This window comes from Pseudomonas sp. UTLPPB19802, from assembly GCF_059730225.1.
In genome coordinates this window covers 4018918-4038365 of the sequence record NZ_AP048545.1, presented here as the reverse complement: position 1 = coordinate 4038365, position 19448 = coordinate 4018918, and the positions used below count along the sequence as shown (strand labels likewise).

Annotated in this window: 19 protein-coding genes; 8 read left to right on the top strand and 11 right to left on the bottom strand. The window is 59.8% G+C overall.

Annotation, left to right across the window (positions count from 1 at the left end; genetic code table 11):
* Window positions 1-133: 133 nt before the first annotated feature.
* On the bottom strand, window positions 134-1345 hold the full coding sequence (locus AC6I6U_RS17930) for a substrate-binding domain-containing protein (protein WP_497877372.1): 1212 nt from the start codon (window positions 1343-1345) through the stop codon (window positions 134-136).
* A 367-nt stretch (window positions 1346-1712) separates the two neighbouring features.
* On the opposite strand from AC6I6U_RS17930, the gene AC6I6U_RS17925 reads away from it, so the two are divergent.
* Complete coding sequence (locus AC6I6U_RS17925) at window positions 1713-2354, top strand: DUF1345 domain-containing protein (RefSeq protein ID WP_497877371.1); 642 nt, start codon at window positions 1713-1715, stop codon at window positions 2352-2354.
* 163 nt (window positions 2355-2517) lie between these two features.
* On the opposite strand, the gene hppD is transcribed toward AC6I6U_RS17925, so the two are convergent.
* Complete coding sequence (hppD, locus tag AC6I6U_RS17920; protein WP_497877370.1) at window positions 2518-3594, bottom strand: 4-hydroxyphenylpyruvate dioxygenase; 1077 nt, start codon at window positions 3592-3594, stop codon at window positions 2518-2520.
* Window positions 3595-3942: 348 nt separating this feature from the next.
* Between hppD and AC6I6U_RS17915 the strand changes: the two genes are divergently transcribed.
* From AC6I6U_RS17915 to gloA, 3 genes are all read left to right on the top strand, one after another.
* Window positions 3943-5484: an EAL domain-containing protein gene (locus tag AC6I6U_RS17915; protein WP_497877369.1), complete on the top strand. Its 1542-nt coding sequence runs from the start codon at window positions 3943-3945 to the stop codon at window positions 5482-5484.
* A gap of 253 nt (window positions 5485-5737) precedes the next feature.
* Window positions 5738-6097, top strand: coding sequence for a histone-like nucleoid-structuring protein, MvaT/MvaU family (locus AC6I6U_RS17910; protein WP_497877368.1), 360 nt, complete (start codon window positions 5738-5740; stop codon window positions 6095-6097).
* Window positions 6098-6695: 598 nt separating this feature from the next.
* Window positions 6696-7229: a lactoylglutathione lyase gene (gene gloA / locus AC6I6U_RS17905; protein WP_497877367.1), complete on the top strand. Its 534-nt coding sequence runs from the start codon at window positions 6696-6698 to the stop codon at window positions 7227-7229.
* A 127-nt stretch (window positions 7230-7356) separates the two neighbouring features.
* Here the strand turns inward: gloA and ahpF are convergent, their stop codons facing one another.
* The 3 genes from ahpF to AC6I6U_RS17890 all read right to left on the bottom strand — a co-directional run bounded on the left by ahpF (window position 7357) and on the right by AC6I6U_RS17890 (window position 10830).
* Window positions 7357-8922: an alkyl hydroperoxide reductase subunit F gene (ahpF, locus tag AC6I6U_RS17900; protein WP_497877366.1), complete on the bottom strand. Its 1566-nt coding sequence runs from the start codon at window positions 8920-8922 to the stop codon at window positions 7357-7359.
* 267 nt (window positions 8923-9189) lie between these two features.
* Complete coding sequence (gene ahpC, locus AC6I6U_RS17895) at window positions 9190-9753, bottom strand: alkyl hydroperoxide reductase subunit C (RefSeq protein WP_017907017.1); 564 nt, start codon at window positions 9751-9753, stop codon at window positions 9190-9192.
* Between the two features lie 132 nt (window positions 9754-9885).
* A complete protein-coding gene (locus tag AC6I6U_RS17890) occupies window positions 9886-10830 on the bottom strand; it encodes a tyrosine-type recombinase/integrase (RefSeq protein ID WP_497877365.1) in 945 nt (314 codons plus the stop codon).
* A 177-nt stretch (window positions 10831-11007) separates the two neighbouring features.
* Between AC6I6U_RS17890 and AC6I6U_RS17885 the strand changes: the two genes are divergently transcribed.
* Window positions 11008-12015, top strand: a complete 1008-nt coding sequence (locus AC6I6U_RS17885) for a DNA-binding protein (protein WP_497877364.1) — start codon at window positions 11008-11010, stop codon at window positions 12013-12015.
* On the opposite strand, the gene AC6I6U_RS17880 is transcribed toward AC6I6U_RS17885, so the two are convergent.
* A complete protein-coding gene (locus tag AC6I6U_RS17880) occupies window positions 11986-12231 on the bottom strand; it encodes a hypothetical protein (protein WP_497877363.1) in 246 nt (81 codons plus the stop codon). The genes AC6I6U_RS17885 and AC6I6U_RS17880 overlap by 30 nt on opposite strands.
* 145 nt (window positions 12232-12376) lie before the next feature.
* Window positions 12377-12607, bottom strand: coding sequence for a hypothetical protein (locus AC6I6U_RS17875; protein ID WP_497877362.1), 231 nt, complete (start codon window positions 12605-12607; stop codon window positions 12377-12379).
* 73 nt (window positions 12608-12680) lie between these two features.
* On the opposite strand from AC6I6U_RS17875, the gene AC6I6U_RS17870 reads away from it, so the two are divergent.
* A complete protein-coding gene (locus tag AC6I6U_RS17870; RefSeq protein ID WP_497877361.1) occupies window positions 12681-13175 on the top strand; it encodes a hypothetical protein in 495 nt (164 codons plus the stop codon).
* A gap of 93 nt (window positions 13176-13268) precedes the next feature.
* Here the strand turns inward: AC6I6U_RS17870 and yghU are convergent, their stop codons facing one another.
* Both yghU and AC6I6U_RS17860 read right to left on the bottom strand, forming a co-directional pair.
* Window positions 13269-14147, bottom strand: a complete 879-nt coding sequence (yghU, locus tag AC6I6U_RS17865; RefSeq protein WP_497877360.1) for a glutathione-dependent disulfide-bond oxidoreductase — start codon at window positions 14145-14147, stop codon at window positions 13269-13271.
* Between the two features lie 54 nt (window positions 14148-14201).
* Window positions 14202-15164 (bottom strand): LysR family transcriptional regulator, encoded by a 963-nt coding sequence (locus tag AC6I6U_RS17860; protein ID WP_497877359.1) that lies wholly within the window; start codon window positions 15162-15164, stop codon window positions 14202-14204.
* 180 nt (window positions 15165-15344) lie between these two features.
* On the opposite strand from AC6I6U_RS17860, the gene AC6I6U_RS17855 reads away from it, so the two are divergent.
* A complete protein-coding gene (locus AC6I6U_RS17855) occupies window positions 15345-16871 on the top strand; it encodes an MFS transporter (protein ID WP_497877358.1) in 1527 nt (508 codons plus the stop codon).
* Between the two features lies 1 nt (window position 16872).
* Here the strand turns inward: AC6I6U_RS17855 and AC6I6U_RS17850 are convergent, their stop codons facing one another.
* Window positions 16873-17508 carry a TetR/AcrR family transcriptional regulator gene (locus AC6I6U_RS17850; RefSeq protein ID WP_497877357.1) on the bottom strand — a complete coding sequence of 212 codons (636 nt, stop codon included), beginning with the start codon at window positions 17506-17508 and terminating at the stop codon, window positions 16873-16875.
* 82 nt (window positions 17509-17590) lie between these two features.
* Here AC6I6U_RS17850 and AC6I6U_RS17845 point away from each other — a divergent pair, with 82 nt between their 5' ends.
* Entirely contained in the window at window positions 17591-18256 is a 666-nt protein-coding gene (locus AC6I6U_RS17845; protein WP_497877356.1) for an O-methyltransferase, read from the top strand.
* A gap of 119 nt (window positions 18257-18375) precedes the next feature.
* Here the strand turns inward: AC6I6U_RS17845 and AC6I6U_RS17840 are convergent, their stop codons facing one another.
* Window positions 18376-19395: a branched-chain amino acid aminotransferase gene (locus AC6I6U_RS17840; RefSeq protein WP_497877355.1), complete on the bottom strand. Its 1020-nt coding sequence runs from the start codon at window positions 19393-19395 to the stop codon at window positions 18376-18378.
* Between the last annotated feature and the right edge of the window lie 53 nt (window positions 19396-19448).

Genomic DNA, 19448 nt, shown 5'->3' with positions numbered 1-19448 from the left:
GGCAGTTACAGGAGGTCGCGACCGAACTCCTGTCATCGAAAATTCATCTGCCGGGAGTCGTGCTCCCACATGCAAAAAATCAGCAACGGCAGGGCCGTTGCTGATCGGGTATTACCAGTCGTTGAAGCGGGGGTTACAGCGGACGACCGATGGTGTTGCAGACGCTGGTGTTGCCGATAGCCTGAGCGCTGGTAGTGGTCAGGAAGGTCTCGCGGATCGCATCCTTCCAGGCTTTAGGCAGGGCTACGAAGCGGTTGTTGGTAATGGCACCGTCGTTGCTCAGAGCAGCCACGGCATTGTAGTGACGAGTGAAGAAGGTACGGACCTGAGAGCTCTGGGTCGCATCAGCGTAGCATTGGCTGAACACCAGGTTGGTGAAGCCAAGGATTGGATAACCCGAAGATGGATAAGCTACAACGCTTGGGTCAGTGGCGCTGGTGGTAGCAGCGAAAACCGGTACCCAGTTGTTCGGGTTGGCGCGGACGCTTGCAGGAGTAGCAGCTGGAACCGGTACGGCGGCGATAGCGGCCGAAACGTTGGCAGGAGCTGGCGACAGGCCGTTGATCTTGGCTACTTTGGTGGCGTCGTCCAGACCGGCCAGGGAGGTAGCGGCGAAATCAGGGCTCATGTAGGTCACACGGCCTTCGACGGCATTGACGGAAGCCATGACGCCAGCACTGGTGTCAGCCTGGGCTGGCACGTCCTGGTCGGCGCTGATGGCGTTCGATGGCAGACCACCCGAGAAGCTGGTGCCGAAGGTGGTGGTGACAGCGAAGGTGCCGCCTTCAGTTGCAGCCGAGCACTTGGCGTTCAGGAAGCGGGTGAACAGCTCGGTGGTACCGCTGCTGGCTTTGCGGTAAACGATCTGGATGTTCTTGTTGACGCCTGGAACGATAGTGCTCCAGTTGGAGATACGACCGGAGAACACGCCGCAGAGCTGGTCAACGGTCAGGTCTACGCTATTGCCGCCAGCCAGGTTGAACGGAATGGCAACCGAAGTGGCAACCGATGGAACCTGGATCAGCGGGCCCCAGGCAGTGCCGTGAGCGGTAACATAGCCATCCAGTTCAGCCTGGGTCAGTTTCGAGTCGCTGCCTGCCCAGTGCACGTTCTTGTTGGTGGTACCGGCCACGAACTTGGTGTAGTCGTTGTTCAGGAAGGCTGCCTTGCCTGCGCCGCTGCCTACGCCGATGTAAGGAGCAAAACCGGCAGTCAATACGCCGGAAGTCTGGTACAGCGGTTGTGGCAGGGTGGCACCGCCGCCGTTGAGGTCAGCCATCGCGGCTTGTGCGGTGCACAGGGCGGCGAGAGTCAGGGAAACTGCCAGAGCGTTGCGCTTAAACATGAAGAATCTCCTTTCGTCGTGTTCGTACGTTGAGGTTGCTCGTTCGTGACGCCATGGCGCTCGTGCGTCGACTTGGTTCCAGACGACTTGTGGGCTGAGGCCATGACGCAGAAGTTCTCAACTTCCGGTGACAGATAAAGGAAAAAACCTCGGGTGAATGCGATTGATTTTCAAATTATTTATCGGGTGTTTTTGCTGTTTTTACTGCAAGTTCGCGGTATTTTTCGGGAGTGGCAAAGAGCCCTGTGCTACAGGCGAGAAGAACCGGGACACAACTTTACGGATATGACAGAACAGGGAACCCGAGTTCTAAAGTAACGTCGCCTGCCAAGATGCAGAAAATCCAGAAACTTTCAGGCCATCATTCATGCCCCATCTCGCCCGAACCCATCCGCGACTGACCATCGCCACCCTCCTCGGCCTGGCTGCCGGTGTGCTGGTGCCGATCAGCCCAGTGCTGACCAAAGTGCTCATTGGCTGGAACAGTGCCGTCTGGTCCTACCTGGTGATGATGTTGTGGCTGACCCTGCGCTCCAGTTCCAAAGATGTGCAGCGGTTCGTCGAGCGCGAGGACGAGAATGCCGGGACAGTGCTGCTGATCGTGTCGATCGCCGCCATTGCCAGCCTGGCGGCCATTACCTTCGAGCTGGCGGGCGGCAAGGCCCTGGATACACATGCCAGGGCTTGGCACTACGCCTTTACCGGGCTGACGGTAGTGGGCTCATGGCTGCTGATCGGAGTGATTTTCAGTGTGCACTATGCGCGACAGTTTTATCTGTCGGAGGCGGATGAGCCGCCATTGCGGTTTGCCGATGGCGAAAAATATCCGGACTATTGGGACTTCCTGTACTTCTCCTTCACCATCAGCGTGGCAGTACAGACTTCGGATGTCGGGGTGGCGACTCGGGGAATGCGCAAGGTAGTACTGGCGCAATCGTTGATCGGCTTCCTGTTCAATACAGCGATATTGGGGTTTTCGATCAATATTGCGGCGGGGTTGTTTGGCTGAGAGGCTGGCTTACACCAGATTGTAGAAGCCTGGCTTGCCAGCGAATGCGGCCTTGAGGGCGCCAGAAACTTCGTGGGCAAGTCGGATCGCCGTACCGCCTACTCCTACAGGGCCGGAAACATCCGGAAGAACCGGATATTTCCGGCAGGAGCAAACGCCAGGATTACTCGGTGGTCAGCACACCACGACGAATCTGGTCACGCTCGATGGACTCGAACAACGCCTTGAAGTTGCCCTCGCCGAAACCATCGTCACCCTTGCGCTGGATGAACTCGAAGAATACCGGGCCCATCAGGGTTTCCGAGAAAATCTGCAGCAGCAGGCGCTTGTCGCCCTCTTGCGAGGCACCGTCGAGCAGGATGCCACGCGATTGCAGTTCCCCGACCGGTTCGCCGTGGTTCGGCAAGCGGCCTTCGAGCATTTCGTAGTAGGTGTCCGGCGGCGCGGTCATGAAGCGCATGCCGATCTTCTTCAACTGGTCCCAGGTCTTGACCAGGTCATCGGTGAGGAAGGCCACGTGCTGGATGCCTTCGCCGTTGAACTGCATCAGGAACTCTTCGATCTGCCCGGCACCCTTGGACGACTCTTCGTTGAGCGGAATGCGGATCATGCCATCCGGCGCGGTCATCGCCTTGGAGGTCAGGCCGGTGTACTCGCCCTTGATGTCGAAGTAACGGATCTCGCGGAAGTTGAACAGCTTCTCGTAGAAGTTCGCCCAATAGGCCATGCGCCCGCGATAGACGTTGTGGGTCAGGTGGTCGATGATCTTCAGGCCCGCCCCTTTCGGGTTGCGGTCGACACCGTCGAGGTAGACGAAGTCGATGTCATAGATCGAGCTGCCCTCACCGAAACGGTCGATCAGGTACAGCGGCGCACCACCAATGCCCTTGATCGCCGGCAGGTTCAGTTCCATCGGGCCGGTGGCGATGTGGATCGGCTGGGCACCCAGTTCCAGGGCACGGGAATAGGCTTTCTGCGCGTTCTTCACACGGAAGGCCATCCCGCAGACGGACGGGCCGTGCTCGGCGGCGAAGTAAGAGGCTTCGCTGTGGGGTTCGTTGTTGAGGATCAGGTTGATTGCGCCCTGACGGTACAGGTGCACGTTCTTGGAACGGTGGGTCGCAACCTTGGTAAAGCCCATGATCTCGAAGATCGGCTCCAGGGTGTTCGGGGTCGGCGATGCGAATTCGATGAATTCAAAGCCCATCAGGCCCATCGGGTTTTCAAAGATATCTGCCATGGTGGCGCCTCATCATGTCAATCAAGTAACGGTCGGTTAGTTGCTGTCGATGCGGACGCTTGCGGGTGGCGCACAGGAAATTCCCCGCACGCTGCGGGCCAGGAAATCGCCGTAGATCAGTTTGAACCCGAGTATCTTCATTGCAACCCAGTCTCTCAGGGCGAAGCTTCTGTCGCCAGAAGACATTATTCTTATATGCGTAAGTTGATTCTACATGGCGTAAACCGTTTTGTCCGTATCCCTTTTCATTTCCTTGCACCGACATGCGAATTGCGAATGCAGCCGCCCCGACTATCCTGCCTGGAGCAGTGCCACCCACCGCTTCCCCTGCCCGAAACAGGTCCCTCCATGCCACTGACCGTCAAAGGCCGCCCCTGGCCTGCCCGCTACGGGCTGAATCTGCTGATCGGCCTGCTGCCCATCATCTCGGGCATCGCCATCCTGCACTCGCAGGCCGACCGGGCGCTGGACGCCAACAGCCGCGACACCGCCCAGGATGCCTTGAAGCAATTCGAGCTGATGCTCGAGAACGCCGAACTGGCCGCCCACGCCATCTTGCCATTGGCGGGCCGGCCCTGTGCGCAGGTTGAGCTGGCCTTGCGCGAGCAGGTCACCCGCCGCCCCTTCGTGCGCGCTGCGAACCTGGCCTGGAACAACGATATGTATTGCACATCGCTGTTCGGCCCCTACCGGGAAATCATCAACCCGGCCAACTATGTCGCCGGCACGCTCTGGCTGATGAAAGGCAACACCGTGACACCCGGTTCATCGCTGCTGGCCTACCGATTACCCCAGGGCGATGGCGCGGCGATCGTCAGCATCGACGGCTATCACCTGAGCAACCTGCTGCACCTGATGGGGCGCGAAACCGGCCTGGTGTTGCAGATCGGCAACGCCTGGACCTCAGGCAAAGGCCAGATCCTCGACGGCAAGGCCCCTGGCTTTGCGGTGGCGCGGACGACCCTGCACTCCACCCGCTTCCCGTTCAGCGTCAGCGCAGGCTTTGGCGAAGGTGAAACCTGGCGCTATCTCGGCCGGGAATATCGGGAGCTGCTGGCGCTGCTGCTGATACTCGGCCTGCTGGCGGGCATCACCACCCGCTGGCTGCAGAAACGTTCGAGCGCACCCAGTCACGAGCTGCAACGGGCACTGGAAGCCAGGGAGTTCATTCCGTATTTCCAGCCAGTAGTGCGCAGCAGAACGCAGAAGTGGTCCGGCCTGGAAGTGCTGATGCGCTGGAATCACCCCCGCGAAGGCCTGGTGCGCCCCGACCTGTTCATTCCCTTCGCCGAACACTGCGGCCTGATCGTGCCGATGACCCGCTCGCTGCTGCAACAGACCGCCGCCCTGCTCGCCCCGCATGCGGCGTCGCTGGAGCAGGGTTTCCATGTCGGAGTCAATATCACCGCCCAGCATTGCCACGACCTGGAGCTGGTGCAGGATTGCCGGGACTTCCTGGCAGCCTTTGCTCCGGGACAAGTCCGACTGGTGCTGGAGCTGACCGAACGCGAATTGATCGAACCCAGCGAGGTCACCCACCAACTGTTCGAACAATTGCACGACCTGGGGGTGATGGTCGCCATCGATGATTTCGGCACCGGCCACTCCAGCCTGAGTTACTTGCGCAAGTTCAACGTGGACTATTTGAAGATCGACCAGAGTTTCGTCGCCATGATCGGCGCCGATGTGCTGTCGCGGCATATCCTCGACAGCATTATCGAACTGAGCGTCAAGCTGGAACTGGGCATTGTCGCCGAAGGCGTGGAAACCGCGGAACAGCGCGACTACCTGGCCGTACGAGGCGTGGACTTTCTGCAAGGCTATCTGTTTGGAAAGCCATTGCCGGCAGTGGACTTCTTCAATAGTCTGAAAAACCAGGCCAGCGATTAGTATTGCGTCATGGAAGATAACTGTTCACTCCCGGTAACATCTGCGCCCCCGGCTATATGATTTACTCCTGAGCAAATAACCACTACACTTTTGCTGCGCGCAGTAAATCGTCGGGAAAGCCTTTGGCTTATCAATAATGATCCGTAGCATTCCGAGGGCTTCCAACAACGCCTGATCGGGTCGACTGCAAGTGCCGGCTTGTCTCTTTCGCTACAGGTTGCCCGCAACCCAATAGACCACTGGAGTAAGAACCTTGTCCAAACTCGCTGAGTTCCGTGCTGCAGAAAAAGCCCTTCAAGAACAACTCGCCCAGCTGGAAGCGTTGAAAAACGATGCCGGGCTCAAGAAGGAAATCGAGTTCGAGCAGAAACTTAATGACCTGATGGCGCATTACGGCAAGAGCCTGCGCGACGTCATCGCCATCCTCGACCCGCACGCCAGCTCCGGCAGGTCAGCCCAGGCGCCCAAGCAACGCCGCGCCCGAGTGGTCAAGGTCTATCAGAACCCGCACACCGGCGAACTGATCGAAACCAAGGGTGGCAATCATCGCGGCCTCAAGGCCTGGAAAGAACAATACGGTGCCAGTACTGTCGACTCCTGGGTTCGCGGCTAACTGTGCAGCCGGTGAAGAACAAACCCTGCTTATGCAGGGTTTTTTCATGAATATAACCTATCTACTGGTTGCCCAGCGCAGATGGCATTGTAATCTCGACCTAATCGCATCGGGCGCACATCACGATATGCCTCCCGGACAGAAATAGTTCAAAAGAGTTCAACGATGCCAAAACTTTCATCTCCAGTCAATTAATGAAATTTCGCCAGCTAGCTATCGATTTAGACCTTGCAACGTTATACGCAGGCTCTCTCACACTCCTGACTGAACAGTCATATCTCTTTGCCCCGGTCGGATAAAAACCGACACCAGGCACCTTTCACATTTTTTTCACATCAACTCTTACAGGATGAAGGCTGCTAATGGATTAGCGCCCCAATGCCCGCTTCGGCGGGCTTCTTTATACCTTCTATATTTACCCTTCACTTCTTCATATAACTTCCCAGTCGCCTGAAGTAGCCCGCTATTACCTTTCGTCTCCTACGACGCTCTAGACTGCGGACCGAACGGATTTGGAGCTTGAGTCCGGTTTCCGTATCATCCCTTTCCCACAAGGTCCAATGAGCGACCGCCGTTCCATCATCTTCGCGGAGGGCTTATGAGCCTGCACGACCTGAACACTTTCCCTGGCGTCACCGCCCAACCCGACAGCGCCACCCAGGGCTTCGTGTTCAACCACACCATGTTGCGCGTCAAGGACATCACCAAGTCGCTGGACTTCTATACTCGCGTCCTGGGCTTCTCCCTGGTGGAAAAGCGTGATTTCCCCGAGGCCGAATTCAGCCTGTACTTCCTTGCCCTGGTCGACAAGGCGCAGATCCCGGCCGATGCAGCCGAGCGTACGCAGTGGATGAAGTCGATTCCCGGCATCCTGGAACTGACTCACAACCATGGCACCGAGAACGACCCGGACTTCGCCTACCACAACGGCAACACCGACCCACGCGGCTTCGGCCACATCTGCCTGTCGGTGCCGGACATCCGCGCCGCCTGCGAGCGCTTCGAGGCTCTCGGCGTCGAGTTCCAGAAACGCCTGAGCGATGGCCGCATGAAGCACCTGGCCTTCGTCAAGGACCCGGATGCCTACTGGGTCGAAATCATCCAGCCGACACCGCTGGCAGGCGCCGAATAACGCCCCCTGAAAGCAAAAGCCCCATGGATCGGCGATCCATGGGGCTTTTTACATTTGCGTCAGATGCTGCATTTGCTCTTTGTGAGGGCCGCCTTGCTGGCGATCCGCCGCATGCGGCCATTCACCCTCAGGCCGGTGCCGAGGTGCGGATCAGATGGTCAAAGGCACTCAACGAAGCCTTGGCCCCCTCGCCCACCGCAATCACGATCTGCTTGTATGGTACCGTGGTCACGTCACCCGCCGCAAAGATCCCCGGCAGCGACGTCTCGCCACGCGCATCGACGATGATCTCGCCACGCGGCGACAGCTCGATACTGCCCTTGAGCCAGTCGGTGTTCGGCAGCAAACCGATCTGGACGAAGATCCCTTCCAGGTCGACGGTGTGGAACTCACCCGAATCGCGGTCCTTGTAGACCAGGCCGGTGACCTTCTGGCCATCACCCTTTACTTCGCTGGTCAGCGCACTGGTGATGACGTTGACGTTCGGCAGGCTGTACAGCTTGCGTTGCAGCACAGCGTCGGCGCGCAGCTTGCTGTCGAACTCCAGCAGGGTCACATGGCTGACGATACCGGCCAGGTCGATGGCCGCTTCGACACCCGAGTTACCGCCACCGATCACTGCGACACGCTTGCCCTTGAACAGCGGGCCATCACAATGCGGGCAGAAGCACACACCCTTGGCCTTGTATTCCTGCTCGCCCGGCACACCCATTTCGCGCCAGCGGGCGCCGGTGGCGAGGATCACGGTCTTGGCCTTGAGGCTGGCACCGCTTTCGAAACGCACTTCGTGCAGGTCACCGGCGTTCCTGGCCGGCACCAGCGCACTGGCACGCTGCAGGTTCATGATATCGACGTCATACTGGCGGACATGTTCTTCCAGGGCGCGGGCGAGTTTCGGCCCTTCGGTTTCCTGGACCGAGATGAAGTTTTCGATCGCCATGGTATCCAGCACCTGGCCACCGAAACGCTCAGCCGCGACACCTGTGCGTATACCCTTGCGCGCAGCGTAGATCGCCGCCGAAGCACCCGCTGGACCACCACCCACCACCAGGACATCGAAAGCGTCCTTGGCGTTGAGTTTTTCCGCCTGTTTCTCGGCCGCCCCGGTATCGAGCTTGCCAAGGATCTCTTCCAGGCCCATGCGACCCTGGCCGAAGTTTTCGCCGTTGAGGTAGATACTCGGTACAGCCATGATCTTGCGATCGTTGACTTCATCCTGGAACAGCGCACCGTCGATGGCGACGTGACGTACGTTCGGGTTCAACACTGCCATCAGGTTCAACGCCTGGACCACGTCCGGGCAGTTCTGGCACGACAGCGAGAAGTAGGTTTCGAAGGTGAACTCGCCCTTGAGCGAGCGGATCTGTTCGATCACTTCGACACTGGCCTTCGATGGGTGGCCGCCGACCTGCAGCAGTGCCAGCACCAGCGAAGTGAATTCGTGACCCATGGGGATACCGGCGAAACGCAGGCTGATATCGGCCCCTGGGCGGTTCAACGAGAACGATGGCTTGCGCGCATCGGTACCGTCGTCCTGCAAGGTAATAAGACTGGAAAGGCTGGCCACTTCCTGGAGCAGCTCGAGCATTTCCCGAGATTTCGCGCCGTCATCGAGGGAGGCGACGATCTCGATCGGTTGCGTAACCCGTTCCAGGTACGACTTCAACTGGGCTTTAAGATTGGCGTCCAACATGCGGGCGATTTCCCTTTTTCAATACGCTAGAAATAACAACGCCCAGGTGGATACCACCCGGGCGTTATTGGGCGGTGCGGCTTACTTAAGAAGTGCGGATGACCGCCCTTGGCTGGAGCATGGCCGTCAGTTCTCTGCGATAACGTGCCGAGCGGCGATCAGGCAAGACAAAAACAGGCGAGGAAGCGGAGTGTAGGGACCTACATGAGCATTCCGAGCCTGTTTTTAACGCAGCATGATCGTCGCGCAGGCTGTTATCGCAAGAACTTAGATCTTGCCGACCAGGTCCAGGGAAGGAGCCAGGGTGGCCTCGCCTTCTTTCCACTTGGCTGGGCAGACTTCGCCTGGGTGGGCAGCAACGTACTGGGCAGCCTTGATCTTGCGCAGCAGCTCGGAAGCGTCACGACCTACACCGCCATCGTTGATTTCAACGATCTTGATCTGGCCTTCAGGGTTGATCACGAAGGTGCCACGGTCAGCCAGGCCAGCTTCTTCGATCAGCACGTCGAAGTTACGCGAGATAGCCAGGGTCGGGTCGCCGATCATGGTGTACTTGATTTTGCCGATGGCTGGCGAAGTGTTGTGCCAGGCAGCGTGGGCGAAATGGGTGTCGGTGGAAACGCTGTAGATCTCGACGCCCAGTTTCTGGAATTCGGCGTAGTTGTCAGCCAGGTCTTCCAGCTCGGTCGGGCAGACAAAGGTGAAGTCGGCTGGGTAGAAGAATACGACAGACCACTTGCCTTTCAGGTCAGCGTCCGACACTTCGACGAATTCACCGTTTTTGAAGGCGGTAGCTTTGAAGGGCTTAACTTGGCTGTTGATGATAGGCATCGTTGAATCTCCGTCAGTGGTTGTGAAGTTGATGGGAGAATCCTAGCCATTCTTTTCCGATCTGGCTCATTGGCAAAGCTGATGCTCGCGATTGGTTTTCGCTATAAGCCCAACATATTAATAGAAGAAATCTTATGAGCTCTGCCCGACCGGCTTCTCGATGGCCAGGCTCATGCCCTCGAATGGGCTGGCCTCGACATAACGCATGGCGGATTTCAGGTCCTTCCAGCCGACATAACTCATCAACGACTTCAGGTCCCAGCCGCTGCGATGTGCCCAAGTGGCAAAGCCCCGGCGCAACGAGTGACTGGTGTAGTGCTCGGCAGCGATCCCCGCGCGCCCCAGGGCCTGGCGCAACAGCGGGATGATGCTGTTGGCGTGCAACCCTTCTTCTCCCAGGTTGCCCCAGCGATCGATGGCCCGAAACACCGGCCCGCGAACCAGGGCCGCGCAGTTGATCCAGTCGACATAGGCCTGCACCGGGCAAAGCCGTTGCAACGCTGGCGTCTGGTAGGTACGCCCGAGGTTGTCGCGGTCACTCTTGCTGCGCGGCAGGTAGAGGGTAATGCCAGCGCCCGGCTGGGCTACCACGTTGCCCACCTCCAGCCGGCACAGCTCATCGCTGCGAAAACCGCGCCAGAACCCCAGCAGGATCAGCGCCCGATCACGCCGGGCGCGCAGCAGTCGCGATCGATCGTCCTGCGCCAGCGCGACCTGCACCTCGCCGTCCAGTGAGGCGATCACCTGCTCCAGATGCTGCAGTTGCAGCGGCTGCGCCTGTTTTTCCTGCACCGGATGCAGCGCGCGAATGCCTTTGAACACCTGGCGCACCACGGGCGCCTTGGTCGGGTCGGCAAAGCCCTGGCTGTTGTGCCACTGGGCCAGGGCCGACAGGCGCAACTTGAGGGTATTGATCGAGAGCACCCCGGCATACGCCGCCAGGTAGCGCGCCACGCTGTCACTGGTGGCCGGCAGGAAGCCGCCCCAACTGACTTCGAAGTGTTCGATGGCAGCCTGGTAGCTGCGACGGGTGTTGTCTCGCGTGGCGGCGTGCAGGTAGCGATCCAGCTCGCTCATGGGCAGAAATCCCGGCAGGTGTACGGAGAAGCCGTGCTGAAAGGTAAAAAACACTTCTAACACGGGGTAATACCACTATATCCCATGTGAAAAAATCTAAATATCGCTTTGTATCTTTTCGATCTATACTATGTATTTACATGCTACGTAACACAGTACGAAATCGTAGGAGAGAAGATGGCTCGCGGCGGCGTGAACAAGGCGGTGGTGCAAACGGCACGAATGGCGATCCTCGCCCGTGGCGAATACCCCAGCATCGATGCGGTACGCATCGAAATGGGCAATACCGGCTCGAAAACCACCATCCACCGTTACCTGAAGGAGTTGGACGAAAGCGACCAGCGCCAAGCGGCAGCCGGGGAGCACCTGGATGACGAACTGACCGACCTGATCACCCGCGTCTCCCGCCGCCTGCAGGAGCAGGCGCGCGAGCCCCTGGAACAGGAACAGGCCCGGCATCGCCAGCAGGAAAGCGAGTGGAAGGAGCAGTTGGGCACCCTCTCCCGCCAGTTGCAGAAACTGCAGCACGACTTCGAAGTGCAGGGCGTGGCCCTGGCCCAGGAAACCGAACAGTTGCACACCACCCGTTCGATGCTGCAGACCGAACAGACCCGCAACGCCGGCCTGACCCAAGCCTGCAGCGACCACGAGTTGCGCCTGGCGGACAAGGAGGCGCAGGTACGCTCCCTGGAAGACAAGCACCAGCACGCCCGCGACGCCCTGGAACACTTCCGCAACGCCGCCCGCGAACAGCGCGAGCAGGAACAACGGCGCCACGAAGGGCAATTGCAGCAGGTGCAGATGGAGTTGCGTCAGTCCCAGCAGAGTGCCCTGGTGCGCCAGGATGAAATCACCCAGTTGCACCGGGATAACGAACGGCTGCTGGCGGAAAGCCGAGGGCTGGCGAAAGAAACCCGGCAGCTCGAGGAACAACTGCACAAGGGCAGCCAGCGCGAGGAGCAGTTGCAAGGCCGCGCCTCGGCCCTGGAAAGCGAGCGCACCCTCCTCCAGGAACGCCTGCGGGTGGCCGTGGAAGAGAACGAGGAGATCAGGCGAGGCGCAGAGCAGCAGCAGGCGGCGAACACGGTATTGGAACTCAGGGCGCGGGAAGCCGAGACGGCGCTGACCCAGATTTTAGAAAAACAAGCGACGGAATCAGGCATCCAGGCAGCGGGCAAGGGCTGACCCAGCGACATCCCCCAGAATTTCACTGGTATCGTACTCGACCCGGAAACTCTTCCCATCGCAAGCGACAACAAAGACTTTCCGGGTGACAACATAGGTGATTCCGGGGGGCGATTCGAACCTCAGCTCATCTCCCACGTTGATAAATGGATCGAAGGATAAGCGCTGGAGTGTTTTCTGCTTGCCATCAAAAAAATAGATCACGTGGTTATCCATGACAACAACCTCCAGATAAGTGAGAGTGCATCACTGCCGCACCCTGTAACCAGCTCTATTTCATTACCTATCGGAGCCACTTGCTACTGTCAGAAATGACAGTAGCGACGAACGGCCTGACAGTCCCGCCGGCATCGATACAGCCTCACGGCATCAGGAAACGTCGACTTTTCTCATGCAACGCCTGGCAATTGCCGACTAGCCCGCCCGATCGCACCGGAGCAATCATCTGCTCTGGTTCGCTGTCATCGACAGCACCTGCCCACGTGGTCACGATCTTTGAGGCCACGGTACGCTTAGGCGTATTGATCGCCTGAAGTTCGCTCAGTATTCGGAAGCGCGAACAGTCGACGATGCCCTCGCCGACCGAATACACCACATCCCCTCATGACGGAGAACCCAGCCGTCAGGTGGTGTCTCCGTCGTTCGCGAATGAAAAAGGAGACACCATGGATGTAAAGCCATCGCTGCATGAATTACTGGCGGCGTTCACATCGGACCTGAAAGGCACCGAAAAGCACCTGAAGCAGTCGATTGCAGACGTAGGGAGCGAGCTTCGCGGCTCACATCAACGCCTACGGACTGCACTCGATGAAAAAGACAACGGCTTGCATGCCCTGCTTGAACGACAAGGCGAACAGATCGCGACCTTGAGCCTCTCCATCAACGAACTGCTCAACGAACCTCGGTTGTCCAAGGAGAAAGTGCCCGAGACTGCTCCAACTGCAGCCGAAAGCAAAACCCCTGACATTCCCGAGGTGGAGGAAATCGGGCAACCAGAGGGCGTCATCGACGAAAGAGGTGTTCAGCTGGAGGCTGCCATCAAGGGTCTCGACTCGAAAAACCGATTCATCCGATGGCACCTGGGGATCATTACCGTTGGCGTGGCATTTCCGTACGTACGGAGCGCTTTCGAGCAGATCATTGCTCTGTGCCAGTTCTAGACCACCGCTCTGCCTCGAGTTGATCGAGGCCGTCTGACCCCCTGCTCGCCCCTTCCGGGCGAGCAGGGGTTTCTCGCTGAACCGGCTATGCGGTTATGCCCGGCTGGCAGCCAGCTTGTCTTCGGTGCGGGTATCGAAGTCCGAGGCGTCATGCCGCTCGTGCAACTGACTGGAAGGTTCCCCGGAAGCGCGATTGACCATCCGCCCCCGCTGCACCGCCGGACGCGCGTCGATGGCATCGGCCCAACGCAGGACGTTCGGATAATCCTGTACCGATAGGAACTCTGCCGCGTCGTAGAGCCGGCCCTTTACCAGGCCACCGTACCAGGGCCAGATGGCCATGTCGGCGATGGTGTACTCGTCGCCCGCGATATACTCGGTCACGGCCAACTGCCGCTCCAACACGTCGAGCTGGCGCTTGGTTTCCATGGCGAAGCGGTTGATCGCGTATTCGATTTTGGTCGGCGCATAAGCATAGAAGTGCCCGAAGCCACCGCCCAGGTACGGCGCACTGCCCATCTGCCAGAACAGCCAGGACAGGCATTCGGCACGGGCCGCCGGCTCGGTGGGCAGGAACGCGCCGAATTTCTCCGCCAGGTACTGCAGGATCGCCCCCGACTCGAATACCCGGATCGGCTTGGCCCCGCTGCGGTCGAGCAGCGCCGGGATCTTCGAGTTCGGGTTCACGTCGACAAAACCGCTGCCAAACTGCTCGCCTTCACCAATACGGATCAGCCAGGCGTCGTATTCGGCACCCTTGTGACCGAGGGCCAGCAACTCTTCCAGCAGGATGGTGACCTTCTGCCCGTTGGGCGTGGCCAGGGAGTACAACTGCAGTGGATGACGGCCGACCGGCAGTTCCTTGTCATGGGTCGCGCCGGCGATCGGCCGGTTGATGTTGGCAAATTTGCCACCATTCTCGGCATCCCAGGTCCAGACCTTGGGCGGCTGGTAATCCGATGAATCACTCATGCTCGATACTCCTTGGTTTCAATGGATAAAGCGACGGCGCACCAGGGTGAATTCCTAGCGCGCCGATGAATTCTCATGGCGGCGCGAATACAGGCAATCCTGCGCCAGGGTTGCCCGCATCAGCGTGGCCTCCTGCTCCAGCCGCTCGCACATGAAGTCGACGAACACGCGGATCTTGCGCGACAACTGGCGACTCGATGGCCAGACGATGCTCAACGTATCCGGTGGAATCAGGTAGCCATGCAACAGGCAATGCAGCGAGCCATCGGCCAGGGCATCACGGGCCAGGAAGTCGGGAATGGTGCCCAGGCCGAAACCCTGGAGCAAGGCTGCCCGCACCATTTCCATGTTGTTGCTGATCATGACTGTGCGAGTCCGCGGCTCACGCGCGCCTTCCTCACGCAGCAAGGGAAAGTCCAACAACTTGCCGTTCTTGAAGTAGCGAAAGCGCACCGCCAGGTGGCCGTCCAGATCCGCCGGGGTTTGCGGCACACCATGACGATCCAGATAGGACGAGGCCGCACACAGCACCGGCTGCACACCGGGCAACGGGCGATGCATCAAGCGTGAATCCGGTAGCTCGCCACTGCGAATGACCACGTCCACCCCTTCCTCGATCACATCCACCAGCTTGTCGCTGAAGTCCAGGTCCAGCTCGATATCCGGATATGCCTCCATGAAAGCGATCAGAACAGTCTGGAACAGGTGGTAACTGGCCGCCGGCATGCTGACACGCAGACGCCCGCGCGGGATTTCCGTGGATTGCGACAGCGTTGACTGGGCGTCATCCAGGTCATCGAGAATGCGTCGGCAGCGCTCCTGGAACACCCGGCCCTCGTCGGTCAGGCTGAGGCTTCGGGTCGAGCGCTGAAACAGCCGGACACCCAGTTGCTGCTCGAGCCGGGTCACGCCCTTGCCTACGGCGGACGCCGACAACCCAAGCGCACGGCCCGCCGCCACGAAACTGCCCAGCTCCGCGGTGCGGATGAAAGACATCAAGCCACTGAGTCGATCCATCTGCCCCTCCTATTCGATCGTTTTATTCCGTTATGGGCGGAATTCTTACCGTTTTTAACTCGATTACCCGCTCCTTATCATCCTTGCATGTTCTGTCGACCTCGGTAAACCACCGAATAGTCGACGCAGTCCTCTTCAAGTCACGGGTGCCTTACCGACCCAACACAAGGATTTCATTTCATGTCCACCTTACTCCGACAACGCCTGATACTGCTGGCGGTGTGCCTCACCGCCATCACCATGCCCTTCAACTTCACCGCTCCCGCCGTAGCCCTGCCGGCCATCGGCCAATCCTTCGGTGGCTCCCCCATGGAATTGAGCTGGGTCACCAATGCCTTCATGTTGACCTTCGGCAGTTGCCTGATGCTTGCCGGTACACTGGCTGACAGCTATGGCCGGAAAAAGATCTTCATCGCTGGCGTCAGTACCTTCGCCCTCCTCGCTGCGATCCTGCCTTTCGCGCCCAACCTGGTGCTGTTCGACGTGCTGCGTGGCGCCCAGGGTGCGGCAGCGGCGCTGGCCTTCTCCGGTGGCATGTCGGCCCTGGCCCAAGTGTTCGACGGCACTGGCCGTATCCGTGCCTTCAGCTTCGTCGGCACCAGCTTCGGCGTCGGCCTGGCAATCGGTCCGGTGGTGGCAGGCGCCATTATCGAGGTGTTCAACTGGCAACTGATGTTCCTGCTGATCACCATGCTGGCCTTGATTTCCTTGATACTGGCAGGCCGCTACATGCCGGAATCGCGCAACCCCGATGCGGCCGGTATCGACTGGCCCGGCGCGATCACTTTCACCTGGGCACTGGGGATCTTCACCTTCGCCATCCTCGAAGTACCGGAGAGCAGTTGGACCAACCCACTGGTGCTAGGGCTGTTCGCCGTGGCCCTGCTGTCCTTCGTGGCCTTCGTGGTGATCGAAAAACACGTTGCCCAGCCCATGCTCGACCTGAGTCTGTTCCGCTACCCACGCTTTGTCGGCGTGCAATTGCTGGCGGCCGCTCCGGCCTACTCCTTCGTGGTACTGCTGATCCTGCTGCCGATCCGCTTCGTCGGCATCGAGGGCATGAGCGCGATAGCTGCCGGCTGGCTGCTGATGGCCCTGTCGGCGCCCTTGCTGGTGCTGCCGATCGTCGCCGGCTACCTGGCCCGCTGGCTGTCGCCGTCGACTCTTTCCGGTACCGGCCTGCTGGTGTGCGCGGCCGGCCTGTACTGGCTCAGCCAGGTGCCGGTGGGCAGCAGCGCCGCCGAACTGGCCTGGCCGATGCTGGTGATCGGCGCTGGCATCAGCCTGCCCTGGGGGCTGATGGATGGCATGGCGGTGAGCGTGGTGCCCAAGGAGCGCGCCGGCATGGCTACCGGCATCTTCAGCACCACCCGGGTGGCGGGTGAAGGCGTGGCGATTGCGATCGTTACCGCGCTGCTGTCGGCGTATACCGCCAGCAACCTGGGTACGTTGACGGACGGTGACCTGGTCCAGGTCGTCGGTGCCGCCCAGCACTTGGCCACCGGCAACCTGGCGGGCGCCGAACAATTGCTGCCAGCCGCGGGGCATGCGGTGCTGGCCAAAGGCTACAGCACTGCCTTCAGCAGTCTACTATGGGTACTGAGCGTGATCACGGTGCTGACGGCAGCGGTGGTGTTCCTGTTCCTCGATCGTGGTGCGGTGGAGGATAGCGAGACCGATGAGGCCGCATTGGACCAGGCGGCCTGATTCATTCCGCTGCGCCCAGCCCTTTCAGGTAGGCACAGAACATGTCCGCCATGGCGTCGGCGTAAACCCCAATCTCGGCCGCAGTTCGCGGGCTTTCCGAATAGGTCTTGCCCACCGAACCGAGGGTCATGCTGATCAACTCGCCCGCCAATGCCCGAGTGGCTGTCGAGGCCTCGGGCAACACCTCCTGCATGAACAACTCGACGGTGCGCCGGCCCGACGCCCTGACCTCCAGGGCCTGGGGCTCATCGCGATACAGCGGCGCGGCATCATTGAGGGCCACCCGCACCGCAGCCTCGTCGCATTCGGACTGGACGAACGCATGCACCAGCGTGCGCAGCCTCGCCAGGGGCGGATGCGCACGGTTCTCCAGGATGCCGTGCAGCATCTCGCTGGTCTGTTGCCACTCATCACTCTGCAAGCGAAACAGAATCGCCGCCTTGTTCGGAAAGTACTGGTACACCGAACCGACGCTGACACCGGCCCGCTCCGCCACCCGGGTGGTGGTAAAGCGGCGCATGCCTTCGGTTGCCAAAACCTGAACAGCCGCCTGGAGAATGGCTGTAACCAGGTCATTGGAACGTGCCTGCTGGGGCTGCTTGCGTGAGGTAATCCGCGGGTTCTGGCGTTCGTTCATGGGCGTGGCTCGCAATGCGAATAGAAAAACATGAAGGTTTATTCGCATTATAACCCCTCACTCACCTGTACAGGAAAAGCCCATGAACACCCTGACTCAAGCCCCTCTCGCGCCACTGCTCAAACGCCTGTTCGCCCAGGCCGAAGCCAGCTCGCCGATGGACAGCGCAGCCTTCGCCAACGTCTCGAGCGAAGAACGCGACCGACTGATGCGCAGCAAGACCGATTACCTGGATTTGTACACGCAGTTGAAAGACTTTCCACTGCCTGTATCCCGTGAGACAGGAGCATTGCTCTACATGCTGGCCCGCAGTTGCAAGGCGCGGAACATCGTCGAGTTCGGCACTTCGTTCGGCATTTCCACCCTGCACCTGGCCGCAGCCCTGCGGGACAACGGCGGCGGACGGCTGATCAGCAGCGAGTTCGAGCCCTCCAAGGTGGAGCAGGCACGAAACAACCTGGCTGCGGGCGAGTTGAGCGACCTGGTGGAGATTCGTGTCGGTGATGCCTTGCAGACCCTGGCCACGGGCCTGCCGGAGCATATCGACCTGGTCCTGCTCGATGGCGCCAAGGCGCTGTACCCGCAGATCCTGGCGCTGCTGGAAAGCCGCTTGAGGCCAGGTGCATTGATCATTGCCGACAATGCCGACTACAGCCCGGAATACCTCGCCCTGGTTCGTGGCCCCGAATCAGGCTACCTGTCCGTGCCCTTTGCCGAAGAGGTCGAGCTGTCCATGCGCGTGGGCTGAGAAACGTCCAGAGATGCCTCTTGGGGTAGCCTCATGGGGCGGTCGAAGGCAGCAGATAACACGAAAAAGCCCGGGGCGATCGCTCACCCCGGGCTTTTCAGACCGCCGGACTCAGCCGATCAGACCTTGACGATCCAACCTGCCGGCGCCTCGACGTCGCCGGTCTGCACGCCGGTCAGTTCCTTGTACAGACGCTGGGTCACGGGACCGACTTCAGTCTCGCTGTGGAACACGTGCAGCTTGCCTTGGTACTCGATGCCACCGATTGGCGTGATCACTGCGGCAGTACCGCAGGCACCGGCTTCGGTGAAGTCTGCGATCTTGTCGATCAGCACGTCGCCTTCCACCACTTTCAGGCCCAGACGCGATTCGGCCAGCTCGATCAGCGACAGACGGGTGATACCCGGCAGTACCGAAGGCGACTTCGGCGTGATGAACTCGTTGTTGGCGGTGATGCCGAAGAAGTTGGCCGAGCCCACTTCCTCGATCTTCGAATGGGTCAGAGGATCCAGGTAGATGCTGTCGGCGAAACCATTCTTCTTGGCTTCGGAGCCTGGCAGCAGGCTGGCGGCGTAGTTGCCACCGACCTTGGCCGCACCGGTACCCTGGGGGGCCGCACGGTCGAAGCTGGAGATCACGAAGTTGTGCGGCTTCATGCCGCCCTTGAAGTAAGGGCCGACCGGGATGCAGAACACCGAGAAGATGAACTCCGGAGCGGTACGCACGCCGATGTTGTCACCGACGCCGATCACGAACGGGCGCAGGTACAGCGCGCCACCGGTGCCATACGGAGGAATGAAGCGTTCGTTGGCTTTCACCACCTGCCTGCACGCCTCGATGAAGGCCTCGGTCGACGGCGCCGGCATCAGCAGGCGTGCACAGCTGCGCTGCATGCGTGCGGCGTTCTGGTCAGGCCGGAACAGATTGATCGAACCATCCTTGCAACGGTAGGCCTTCAGGCCCTCGAAGCATTGCTGGCCGTAATGCAGCGCGGTCGAGCCTTCGCTGATGTGCAGGACGTTGTCTTCGGTCAACACGCCATTGTCCCACTCACCCTGACGGAAGTAAGACAGGTAGCGCTTGTCGGTCTTGATGTAGTCGAAACCCAGCTTGTCCCAGTTGATGCTTTCCTGACCCATGACACCCTCAATCTGATAACTGCCCGGATACTCCGGGTTTATGGCTTTTTTTC